Source organism: uncultured Meiothermus sp. (assembly GCF_937863175.1).
Lineage (GTDB): Bacteria > Deinococcota > Deinococci > Deinococcales > Thermaceae > Meiothermus.
In genome coordinates, this window is sequence record NZ_CALMCQ010000026.1 from 1 (window position 1) to 10,430 (window position 10,430).

Here is a 10,430-nt window from a genome sequence, read left to right on the forward strand (position 1 = left end):
CGCGAGATCGTGGCCGACGGGATCAGCAGTTTCAAGATTTTCCTGTCCTACAAAAACTTCTTTGGGGTCGAAGATGGCGAGATGTACCAGACCATGCGGCTTGCTAAGGAACTCGGGGTGATCGTAACCGCCCACTGCGAGAACGCCGAGCTGGTAGGGCAGTTGCAGCAGAATCTTTTGTCAGAGGGCAAGACCGGCCCCGAGTGGCACGAGCCCAGCCGGCCCGAGTCGGTGGAGGCCGAGGGCACGGCCCGCTTTGCCACCTTTTTGGAGAACACCGGGGCCACCGGCTATGTGGTGCATCTTTCCTGCAAGCCCGCACTCGAGGCAGCGATGGCCGCCAAGTCAAGGGGTGTGCCCATCTATATCGAATCGGTGATCCCGCACTTCTTGCTGGACAAAACCTACGCCGAGCGCCCTGGCGTGGAGGGCATGAAGCATGTGATGTCGCCGCCGTTACGCCAGAAGGACAACCAGAAGGTGTTGTGGGATGCGCTGGCCCAGGGCTTCATAGATACCGTGGGAACCGATCACTGCCCCTTCGACACCTCGCAGAAGCTGTTGGGCAAGGATGCCTTCACCTCAATTCCCAATGGCATCCCGGCCATCGAAGACCGGGTGAACCTGCTCTACACCTACGGAGTGAGCCGGGGCCGCCTCGACATCCACCGCTTCGTGGACGCGGCCAGCACCAAGGCCGCCAAACTCTTCGGGCTATTCCCGCGTAAGGGCACCATCGCGGTGGGCTCGGACGCCGATCTGGTGGTCTACGACCCCAGTTACCGGGGTAAGATTTCCGCCGCCACCCAGAGTGTAAACAACGACTACAACGGCTTCGAGGGCTTCGAGCTGGATGGCAAGCCCTCGCTGGTGACGGTGCGCGGCAAGGTCGCGGTGCGGGACGGGCAGTTCTTGGGCGAGAAAGGGCGGGGCAGGCTCCTCAAGCGCGAGCCGGTCTACTTCTGATGAAGCGGCGCCAAATTCTCAATCTCCTGGGGGGGATCTGCCTCTCGGTAGGTGTGCTGCTGGCTCTGGGCGGTAGCTCCGCATGGGCCCTGTTTGTGGTTGCAGGGGGCCTTCTGATCGTCTTTGGGCAGCGCCGCTCCAAAAAGTGGTGAGTGGATCGGATATTATGTGTGACGCCATAGAATCCCCAGCAAACTCGAGGTCTGGATGTTGATACCCCTCGATCAACTGCTGGTGTTTGCCCTGGCAAGCCTGGCCTTGCTGCTGATTCCGGGGCCTGCAGTGCTTTACATCGTCACCCGCAGTGTCTCGCAGGGACGGACAGCGGGCGTTGCCAGCGTGCTGGGCATCCAGTGCGGCGGGATGGTACACGTGGTGATGGCCACGCTGGGCCTCTCGGCGATCCTGCTCTCGAGCGCCCTGGCCTTTAACCTGGTCAAGTACGCGGGTGCGATCTATCTGGTCTACCTGGGCCTGCGCACCTGGTTTTCCAGGGAGCCCCTGGAGCTGGGGGCTTTAAAGCGTCAGCCCCTGCGGCAAATCTTTGTGCAGGGCTTCGTGGTCAACGCCCTCAACCCCAAAACTGCGCTGTTCTTCTTTGCCTTTCTGCCGCAGTTTGTAGACCCTCACCGGGGAGCGGCCTCGATTCAGTTCTTGTTGCTGGGGCTGGTTTTTATCACCCTGGCAACCCTTAGCGATGGGGCCTATGCGCTCCTGTCAAGTTCGCTGGGCGGCTGGTTCCGTCACAAGGCCAGCGAGCCGCGCTTTGCGCTGGGGCAGCGGCTGGTGACGGGAGGCATATACATCGGACTGGGCGTGACTGCGGCCCTGACCGGCAACCGGCACAAATAGGGATCCCTATGATGCAATCCGACACCCCCCACATCCAGACCCCCCAAAGCAACCCCAAGGCCAGCCCCATCGTCTCGGCGCAGAACCTTTCGATGGTTTTTCAGACCGGCACTGTGGCCCTTAAGGACGCCAACCTCGAGATTGCTCAAGGCGAGTTCATCAGCCTGATTGGGCCGTCGGGTTGTGGCAAAACCACCCTTCTGCGCCTGCTGGCCGACCTCATCAAGCCAACTGCGGGAACCATCCAGATTGGAGGGAAGAATCCAGAGGAAGCGCGAAAGAGTCGGGCCTACGGCTATATCTTTCAGGCCCCTACCCTGATGGAATGGCGCACCGTGTTTGCGAACGTGATGCTGCCCCTGGAGGTGATGAACTTTCCCCAGGCCGAACGCAAAGCCAGGGCTGAGAAGATGCTGGCCCTGGTGGGACTGGAAAAGTTTGCCAAAAACTACCCCTGGCAGCTCTCGGGCGGGATGCAGCAGCGGGTCTCGATTGCTCGGGCCCTGGCTTTCGACCCCCAGTTGTTGTTCATGGATGAGCCGTTTGGAGCCCTCGACGAGATCACCCGCGAAAACCTGAACCTGGAACTGCTGCGACTGTGGCGCGAGACCGGCAAGACCATTATCTTCGTGACCCACTCCATCCCCGAGGCCGTTTTTCTGTCTACCCGTATTGTGGTCATGACCCCACGCCCAGGCAAGATCGAGACCGTGATTCCCGTAAACCTGCCCCAACCGCGCACCTTCGATACCCGCGAGACCGCCGAGTTCTTCAGTATTGCTACCGATGTGCGCGAGGCCCTGCGCAAAGGACATGGGTATGAGGTGACGGAGTGACCCGCATCTCTGTCAATCTGGTTCCAATGCTGGTGGTTGCAGTAATCGCGCTGGCACTGTACTGGCCGCTGATGTATCTGGCAAATATTCCGGCGGCTCAGCGGGCGCTGGATACCGGTGCGGCCCTGCCCTGCAAAACGGCAGTGGAGTGTGCGACCCAGTTGCGCAGTCCGGTTTTGCCCTCTCCAGAACAGCTCTGGAGAGGCTTTGGCAACCTGATGTTTCCGCTCTATTCGCCCAATGCCATCTCGATCAATGCTGCGGTGACGGCCCTCGAGACCATCGTGGGCCTGTTGCTGGCGGCCATCGTGGGCTTCTTTTTTGCCATCGGGATTGTGGCCTCGAGGGCCTTCGAACGTTCACTACTGCCCTGGATTGTGGCCTCCCAGACCGTTCCCATCATTGCCATTGCCCCCATGCTGGTGGTGCTCCTGGGGCAGTACGGGGTGCAGGGCTGGATTCCCAAGGCCATCATCGCGGCCTACATTGCCTTCTTCCCCATCGCCATCGGGGTGGCCAAGGGTCTGCGCAGCCCCGACCCGCTCAGCCTCGACCTGATGAAAACCTACAACGCCAGCCACTGGCAGACCTACCTGAAGCTGCGTTTTCCGGCCTCGGTTCCCTATCTTTTCACGGCTTTCAAGGTTGCCATGGCGGCGGCCTTGATTGGGGCCATCGTGGCCGAGATTTCTACCATCAGTTTTCATGGTATCGGGAAGATGCTGGCCGAAAACTCGAGGGCTTCGGATGTGGTGGCGATGTGGGTCATCATGATCTCTTCGGCGGTGCTGGGTATTTTGCTGGTGGCCCTGGTGAACTGGGTTGAGCGCCTGGCAACCCCCTGGCGCAGGGCTAAGCCGGCGAACAAACCTGTAGTCGGGAAACCAGGGATGCCGCAGAAGAGGGGGGTAGGATGATTAAGTCGCAGCCAACCAGCCCTGCCTTCCAGAAAGCCCTGCTTGGCTGGGGGATGGTGGTGGTTGGATTCGCAGTGTTGCTGTGGTTTATTGCAGGCTGGTGGAACCAGAGTGAGCAGGCTACGGACGCACAAAAACTCCTGATTGGAGCTGGATTCTTGCTGACCGTGCTGGGCACCGCAAGGGTCGCCAATCTGTTTGTCAACACCACCCACCCTGTCGTGGGGTTCACTCCTGCGGCTCTGACCTTGCTACTGGTGGTGGTAACGGCGGAAGCCTTGCTGCGGGCCTATCAGGTTCCCCCAGGACTAATTCCTACCCCCAGCCGGGTAGTTGCTACCTTGTTCGAGGTGCGGGATGTGCTGCTACGCGATGCCTTTCAGACGGTCGTACTGCAGGCCCTGGTGGGATATCTGATCGGCTCGAGCCTGGGGGTAGGGGTGGCTCTGCTGGTGAGCCGGTTTGTCTTTCTCGAGCGCGGTCTTTTACCCTACGCCACGGTTTTTAGCAGCATACCCATCGTGGCCCTGGCCCCCGTTCTGGTCAAGATGGTGGGGATTGACTGGCAGTCCAAAGCGGTGATCGTGGCCATTACGGTGTTCTTTCCGGTGGTGATCAACACCTTCCGGGGCCTGACCGAGGTCAGCCCGCTGTCGCTGGATCTGATGCGCTCGTACGCGGCGGGCGAACTGCAACAGTATCGCTGGTTGAGGCTGCCCAACGCCCTGCCCTTCGTCTTCAATGCCCTCAAGCTGGGCACTACCCTGGCCATGATTGGGGCCATCGTGGGTGAGTTTTTTGGGGCCAATGGGCAGGGCCTGGGGTTTCGCATCCAGATCGAGGCCGGTCGTTTTGGTTTCGACATCGTATGGTCGGCAATCATTGTGGCTTCGGTGATTGGCATCGCCTGGTACAACCTGGTGGCGTGGCTCGAGCGGAGGCTGACGGGGTGGCATGTTTCATACCGCGAGTGAGGAGGGTGCCAGGCTCGCACCTTCGGTCTCGAGCGGAGGCTGACGGGGTGGCATGTTTCATTTAGAGAAAGCCTGTAGCCAATAGCTGATGGCCGATAGCAAAGAGAACGTTTGCGATACGCCATTCGCTACTGGCAATCGTGGGGGAGGTGGAGATGAGGGAGGCGCAGGCTTGACAAATGGGTATTCGGCTACGGTAGGCTACCATCTGAAGTCGCTCTGGCACAAAAGGAGGCAAGGATGAAGAAGTGGTCGGTCTTTTGGGTACTGGCAGTCTTCGCGTTGGCATCGCTGGCAAGCGCACAGCAGAACCTGGTCAGGGTCAACTTGCAGCTCAAGTGGTTTCCCCAGGCCCAGTTTGCGGGCTATTTTGTAGCCAAGGAGCGGGGTTTTTTCCGGGCCCAGGGGCTGGATGTGACCCTGTTGCCCGCAGGCGACCAGTCTCCCATCCAGGTGGTTCAGTCCGGAGCTGCCGACTTTGGCACGACCTGGATTGCCGACCTGCTCACTGCCCGCGAACGGGGAATTCCAGTGGTTCATATCGCCCAGATGTTTCAGCGCTCGGGCTTTACCCTGGTTGCCCTCAAATCCAGCAACATCAGAAACCTCTGTACCGACATGAGGGGCAAGAGCGTGGGAGTCTGGCCCTCGGGTAACGAGTATCCGGCGGTGGCGCTGTTCCGCAAGTGCAACCTGACCAGCTCGCTCGACCCTCGAGCCACCAACCCCGATGTGACCGCGGTGACCTATCCCTTCGACCCCTCGCTGGTCTTCCCCGACAAGGTTCAACTGGTTGCTGCCATGACCTACAACGAGGTCAACCAGATTGCTGGGCTGGGCTATGACGAGACCAAAGTAGACGTGTTCAGGCTGGCCGATGAGGGGATCAACCTGCTGGAAGACCTGATCTTCACCACCGAGCGGGTGCTCAACGACCGTAACTTCAAAGGTTCGGGCCTCACGGGCCGCCAGGTGGCTGCCCGCCTGATCCGGGCTTCCATTCAGGGCTGGAACTGGGCCGTAGCCAACCAGGCCGAGACCGTGGAAAAATATGTGCTGCCCGTTTGTGGCAATACCTGTAAGGGTTCGGGAACCAGGGCCGATGCCCGGGATCACCAGACCTGGCAGATGGCCGAAATTGCCAAGCTCTACAACGCTGGCGCTACCACCAGGGGCTGGGCTGGTTTCCTGGTACCTGCCGATTTCCAGGCCTCGGTACGCTTGCTGCGCGAGCAGGGCATCCTGACCCGCGACCCGCCCCGCCAGACCGTGGATTATGGGCCGTGGGAAGCGGCTATGGGGAGAAGAGCAGCCGACTACCGTTAGATAGCGGTGGTCTTTGGGCGACCCTGGGGTCGCCCTTTTTTTGTACCAGGGCGGTTTTCAACTGGACTGCTTCCCAGGTTGCTTTGAAAACCGCCTCTTTACGCTGGGCTCCGTGACTGGGTGCACCTGCTATGGCAACTGCCCAGGGGCAGTAAAATCAACTCGATTCACTACCCGGAGGAAACCATGCTAGACCCCAGACGAACCGTGGCCGAACTCAAAGAACTGCGGACCTTGACCGCCGACGAAAACGGGGCCTGGCGGGTGGCCTGGACTGATACCTGGCTCAAAGCCAGGGAGTGGTTTGAATCCAAGCTGGCAGGCTTACCGGTCGAACACCATTACGATGCTGCGGGCAACCACTGGGTCACACTCGAGGGCACGTCGGAGAAAGCCCTGCTGATCGGAGGCCACCTGGACTCCGTGCCGGGCGGCGGCTGGTTGGACGGCTGCCTTAACGTGCTGGCGGGACTGGAAGTTATGCGCCGAATTGCCCAGGAGTACCAGGGGAAACCCCCCATCACGGTGCGGCTGGTGGACTGGGCCGATGAGGAAGGAGCCCGTTTTGGGCGGAGTCTGCTGGGCTCATCGGCCTTCGCCGGAACCCACACCCTTGAGGCCGACCGTGGTCGCACCGACCGCGAGGGCATCCGGCTGGAAGACGCGTTGAAGCGCTGCGGGGTGGAGATTGATCGCTTCCCAGAGGCTCAGGCTGAGCAAAAAAACGCGGCGGCGTACCTCGAGCTGCACATTGAGCAAGGCCCGGTTCTGCTGGACAAAGGCCTGCCTCTGGGGGTGGTACTGGGTACCAAGGGTGTCGAGCGTCACGCCATCACCTTCCACGGCCAGGAGGCCCACTCCGGCTCTACGCCGATGAACCGCCGCAAAGACGCGCTCGCCGCAGCGGCCAGACTGGCGCTGGAAATACGTCCCATTGCCATGAAGCACCCCGATGCGGTCTGTACGATGGGTAGTGTCAAAACCTTTCCCGGCATCGTGACGGCGGTAGTGGGGCGGTGCGAGTGTACCCTCGATCAGCGCGACCTCGAGGCGGGGGTGCTGGCCCAGATGTACCGCGAGGCCCACGAAGCCAGCGAACGCTTTGCCAGAGAAGAAAACTGCACGGTGGAATGGAGCCGCATCTGGAACATCGAGCCGATCCCCTTCCACCCGCAACTCATCGAGTTCTGTGATGAAGCGATCCGCGAGGTGGCGGGGGTCTCGTACCGCCTGCCCTCGGGGCCCCTGCATGATGCCGCCGAGGTGGCTCGTGCGGGTATTCCCACCGTGATGATGTTCACCCAGAGTCTGCATGGCATCAGCCACAACAAGATAGAGGACACCCGGGAAGAGCACCTCGAGCTGGCCGTGCGGGCGCTGGATCGGTTGGCCGACAAGACCATGCGCTGGATAATGGAGCAGTAGGTGTATGCCCGGTCGGTCAGGCCTGGACTCTGGTTGCGGTTCTGCCCATGAGCCTTCCTACCCTGCGACAAATACTCGAGCTGCCTGCTTTTGCGGGAGCCACGTTGCTTTCAGGGCAGGCCAAACTCGAGACCCACATCGCCTGGGTACATGTAGCGGAAGTACTGGATGTGTCCCGGCTGCTGTCGGGGGGCGAGTTGTTGCTCTCGACGGGCCTCGAGCTATCCCGCACCACCCCCGAGGCCCGTACTGCGTATGTGCACTCGCTGGTAGAGGTTGGGGTTGCTGGGCTGGCGCTGGAACTGGTGCACTGGTTGCCTGAAGTGCCGGACGAGATGCTGCAAACCGCCCGCATCCTGCAATTTCCAATCCTGGCGTTTCGTACCGAGGTACGCTTTGCCGACCTGACCCGCGCAGCCCACGAGCGGATTTTGCGCCCCGGTGCGGATAGGGAAGAGCCGCTCCTGGAAGCGCTTCTGGAAGCTCTGGTCGAGACAGGCCGTGATCGAAGCTTTTTGCTGCGTCAACTGGGCACCGTCCTGAACCTGCCCAGCCGGCCCCGGAGTACCTTACTGACTACTCTGGAAGCCCTGCTGGACTCGCAGTTCAACATTGCCGAAACAGCCCGCAAGCTGGGGGTGCGTCGGCAGAGTATTTACTACCGTCTGGAACAGCTCAAGGGCATGTTGGGCGATCTGGACAGCCCCGAGCGGCGGTTGGGGCTATGGGTAGCCCTGGAATTGCTCAAGCGATAAGGCAGCGGCCCACAGCCGCTGGGTCATAGAGCGCTCTTCACAAAGATGGAGCCCTCCGGGGTCAAGAGGGTCTCCATAGTTGAGATGCGAGATAGTGCCCCGAAAGATCGGTAGGGACTCGCGCCAGATACGCATAGGCCCATTCTGCTGGTTTTGCACCTCTACCCTGGCGCAAACCAGGAATCCTCTGTCCCAGACAAGACCGTTGCCGTCCGTCCGGGCGGCAACGTCTGTGAAGTGCACGATACGATACGCCGCTGCAAGTCCCAAATGCAGATCCGGCTCAACCAGAATCGCACAATTTATCGTGGGCGCACGTAGAGACCCACCCTGACCCTGGGAGCGAGAGGCTTCCTAGCCTTGTATCAAGATGACCTGGGTCATCAGGGCCAGCACCAAAAAGTAAAACAGCGACGAGCCGCTAATTACCTCGACGGCGCTCCACTGGGTACGGCCCAGCATTTTTTCACCAATAAAGAGGGTGGGATAGGCATATAGCAGCACAAAAGAAGCCAGCATTCCACCGATGGACTGGTGGAACTTGAGGTTTACCGTCTCGTTGAGGAAATAGCGATCATGATCGCTCAGGTGGTTGTAGTCGCGCCCGCCCAGCTCGGAGTCGAGCAAGCGGCGGTGCATCTGGTTCATGGTGCGGTGAGCGAGAAATGCAGCTACGCCAAGCGCAAAAGTGATCAGGAGGGGGATGATCAGGGTGCTCATTGCACTGGAGTATAGGACGATGCTTCTGGACGCCGGGTGATATTCAACCTGGAAACTGGGATATTCGTTACGTTTGAGGAAGGTGAGATAAACGCCCGTCTTGAGACGGGAATTTCTTTGCTCCTGGAGACCGGTCTCACCATCCTGAGCGTTCACGACGGCACAGAGCATTTCCCCCCTTACGATGCCGGGTGCGATAGTCTGTGGACTATGGAATCGCTCTCTACCCTGGTCGTGCACGGAGCCACTGCCAAAACACCCGCCAACCATCCGGTATCCTTGCCGATTTACCAGTCGGCTTCCTGGACATTCAGCGATCTGGATGAGGTAGATGCAGTTTATTCGGGTGAAAAGCCCGGTGTTATCTATGGGCGCAACGGAACCCCCAACCACCGGGCTTTGGAAAACCTCTTTGCCAGGCTTCACCGGGCCGAGGCTGGGGTGGCTTGTGCCAGTGGGATGAGCGCTTTGAGCGCGGCGTTCTTAGGGCTGCTGAGCCAGGAAAGCAAGGTGGTGGCTTCGCAGGACTTGTATGGCAGCACCCTCAATGTCTTGCATGATCTGCGACGCTTTGGGCTCGAGCTGGCCACGGTTGAGATTACCGATTTTGACCGAATGCATACGGAGCTACAGGGGGCTCAGATGCTGGTGCTCGAGACCTCTTCCAACCCTCGCCTGCGCATACCGGATCTGCCCAGGCTTTGCACCATGGCTCACCAGGCCGGAGCAGTGGTGTTGGTGGACAACACCTTCGCTTCACCCTACCACTGTCGGCCAACAGAGCATGGTGCAGATATCGTGATGGAAAGCCTGACCAAATTCATCAGCGGACACAGCGATGTGATGATCGGGGCGGTGGCTGGACGGCACCGCCTGATTGAACCCATCCGCTCGGTGGCGGTTCGTATGGGTCTGGTTTCCAATCCCCACGAATGCTGGTTGAGTGTGCGGGGAACCGAAACCCTGGAAGTGCGGATGCAGCGAGCTTCCAGCAATGCTGCCGAACTGGCACACTTTCTTGCAGGGCACTCGAAGGTACGTCAGGTACACTACCCCGGCCTGACCTCCCACCCCGATCATCTGACTGCCCGGCAGGTGCTGCAGAACGGTTTTGCCGCGATGCTTGCTTTTGAGCTGGAGCCTTCCCGCCAGATGCTCAACAACTTCTTGCGCGGCCTTGGCTACATCAAGCTAGCCCTCTCGTTAGGAGGTGTGAACACCACCCTCTCGCACCCGGCAACCAGTTCCCATCGGTTCTTGTCGCCAGACGAACGCGAAAAACTGGGACTCCACGACGGCTTTTTGCGGATGTCCGTTGGGATCGAAAACCTCAATGACCTGAAGAGCGACCTGGAGCAAGCGCTAAGTGGTTTGTAGTATGAGGTTTGTGAGTGCAGGACGAGTATTTTTACTTAACTACTATAAAGCACAACCCGTTTTTTGAATAGCGGCCTGGCCCTTTTCCGGTGCCCCTCTTTCTGTCAAGCTGAGGGCGGAGGAATACATGCCCCTTTTGGTTTGTCCCACATGCGAGAGCGGAATGAACGAAATCCAGCGCAACGGGGTGCATATTGATGTCTGCCCCAAGTGCCGGGGAGTCTGGTTGGACGGTGGCGAAATGGAAAAACTGCTGGGCCAGGTGCGCCAGACCATCCTGAC

General features: G+C 59.8%; 12 protein-coding genes. 11 read left to right on the plus strand and 1 reads right to left on the minus strand.

All coding sequences use genetic code 11. The features are described 5' to 3' along the window. From Q0288_RS01025 to Q0288_RS01065, 9 genes are all read left to right on the plus strand, one after another. The coding region (locus Q0288_RS01025; RefSeq protein WP_299425804.1) for an amidohydrolase family protein at window positions 1-966 on the plus strand (966 nt) is incomplete at its 5' end. Then, on the plus strand, window positions 966-1,118 hold the full coding sequence (locus Q0288_RS01030) for a hypothetical protein (RefSeq protein WP_299425807.1): 153 nt from the start codon (window positions 966-968) through the stop codon (window positions 1,116-1,118). The genes Q0288_RS01025 and Q0288_RS01030, both read left to right, overlap by 1 nt. 55 nt (window positions 1,119-1,173) lie before the next feature. Beyond that, entirely contained in the window at window positions 1,174-1,818 is a 645-nt protein-coding gene (locus tag Q0288_RS01035) for a LysE family translocator (protein ID WP_299425810.1), read from the plus strand. Window positions 1,819-1,826: 8 nt separating this feature from the next. Then, window positions 1,827-2,654: an ABC transporter ATP-binding protein gene (locus Q0288_RS01040; protein ID WP_299425813.1), complete on the plus strand. Its 828-nt coding sequence runs from the start codon at window positions 1,827-1,829 to the stop codon at window positions 2,652-2,654. Next, on the plus strand, window positions 2,651-3,571 hold the full coding sequence (locus Q0288_RS01045) for an ABC transporter permease (RefSeq protein ID WP_299425815.1): 921 nt from the start codon (window positions 2,651-2,653) through the stop codon (window positions 3,569-3,571). Before Q0288_RS01040 ends, Q0288_RS01045 begins: the two co-directional genes overlap by 4 nt. Further along, window positions 3,568-4,545 (plus strand): ABC transporter permease, encoded by a 978-nt coding sequence (locus Q0288_RS01050; RefSeq protein WP_299425819.1) that lies wholly within the window; start codon window positions 3,568-3,570, stop codon window positions 4,543-4,545. Before Q0288_RS01045 ends, Q0288_RS01050 begins: the two co-directional genes overlap by 4 nt. A 240-nt stretch (window positions 4,546-4,785) precedes the next feature. Next, entirely contained in the window at window positions 4,786-5,871 is a 1,086-nt protein-coding gene (locus Q0288_RS01055) for an ABC transporter substrate-binding protein (RefSeq protein ID WP_299425822.1), read from the plus strand. Window positions 5,872-5,991: 120 nt separating this feature from the next. Next, the gene (locus Q0288_RS01060; RefSeq protein WP_299425826.1) at window positions 5,992-7,296 is read left to right on the plus strand and encodes a Zn-dependent hydrolase; all 1,305 of its coding nucleotides are present in this window, start codon (window positions 5,992-5,994) and stop codon (window positions 7,294-7,296) included. Window positions 7,297-7,343: 47 nt separating this feature from the next. Then, complete coding sequence (locus Q0288_RS01065) at window positions 7,344-8,051, plus strand: PucR family transcriptional regulator (protein ID WP_299425828.1); 708 nt, start codon at window positions 7,344-7,346, stop codon at window positions 8,049-8,051. A 354-nt stretch (window positions 8,052-8,405) separates the two neighbouring features. On the opposite strand, the gene Q0288_RS01070 is transcribed toward Q0288_RS01065, so the two are convergent. Next, window positions 8,406-8,771: a hypothetical protein gene (locus tag Q0288_RS01070; protein WP_299425830.1), complete on the minus strand. Its 366-nt coding sequence runs from the start codon at window positions 8,769-8,771 to the stop codon at window positions 8,406-8,408. 210 nt (window positions 8,772-8,981) lie between these two features. Between Q0288_RS01070 and Q0288_RS01075 the strand changes: the two genes are divergently transcribed. Together Q0288_RS01075 and Q0288_RS01080 are read left to right on the plus strand one after the other, a co-directional pair. Continuing rightward, window positions 8,982-10,148 (plus strand): PLP-dependent aspartate aminotransferase family protein, encoded by a 1,167-nt coding sequence (locus tag Q0288_RS01075; RefSeq protein WP_299425833.1) that lies wholly within the window; start codon window positions 8,982-8,984, stop codon window positions 10,146-10,148. A 127-nt stretch (window positions 10,149-10,275) separates the two neighbouring features. Then, window positions 10,276-10,430: zf-TFIIB domain-containing protein (locus tag Q0288_RS01080; protein WP_299425836.1), on the plus strand; the 155-nt coding region annotated here is incomplete at its 3' end.

Excerpts from the sequence above, each read along its gene's own strand:
- Q0288_RS01030 (WP_299425807.1), top strand. The coding sequence starts at position 966 with ATGAAGCGGCGCCAAATTCTCAATCTCCTGGGGGGGATCTGCCTCTCG.
- Q0288_RS01035 (WP_299425810.1), top strand. The coding sequence starts at position 1,174 with ATGTTGATACCCCTCGATCAACTGCTGGTGTTTGCCCTGGCAAGCCTG.
- Q0288_RS01040 (WP_299425813.1), top strand. The coding sequence starts at position 1,827 with ATGATGCAATCCGACACCCCCCACATCCAGACCCCCCAAAGCAACCCC.
- Q0288_RS01050 (WP_299425819.1), top strand. The coding sequence starts at position 3,568 with ATGATTAAGTCGCAGCCAACCAGCCCTGCCTTCCAGAAAGCCCTGCTT.
- Q0288_RS01055 (WP_299425822.1), top strand. The coding sequence starts at position 4,786 with ATGAAGAAGTGGTCGGTCTTTTGGGTACTGGCAGTCTTCGCGTTGGCA.
- Q0288_RS01065 (WP_299425828.1), top strand. The coding sequence starts at position 7,344 with ATGAGCCTTCCTACCCTGCGACAAATACTCGAGCTGCCTGCTTTTGCG.
- Q0288_RS01070 (WP_299425830.1), bottom strand. The coding sequence starts at position 8,771 with ATGAGCACCCTGATCATCCCCCTCCTGATCACTTTTGCGCTTGGCGTA.
- Q0288_RS01075 (WP_299425833.1), top strand. The coding sequence starts at position 8,982 with ATGGAATCGCTCTCTACCCTGGTCGTGCACGGAGCCACTGCCAAAACA.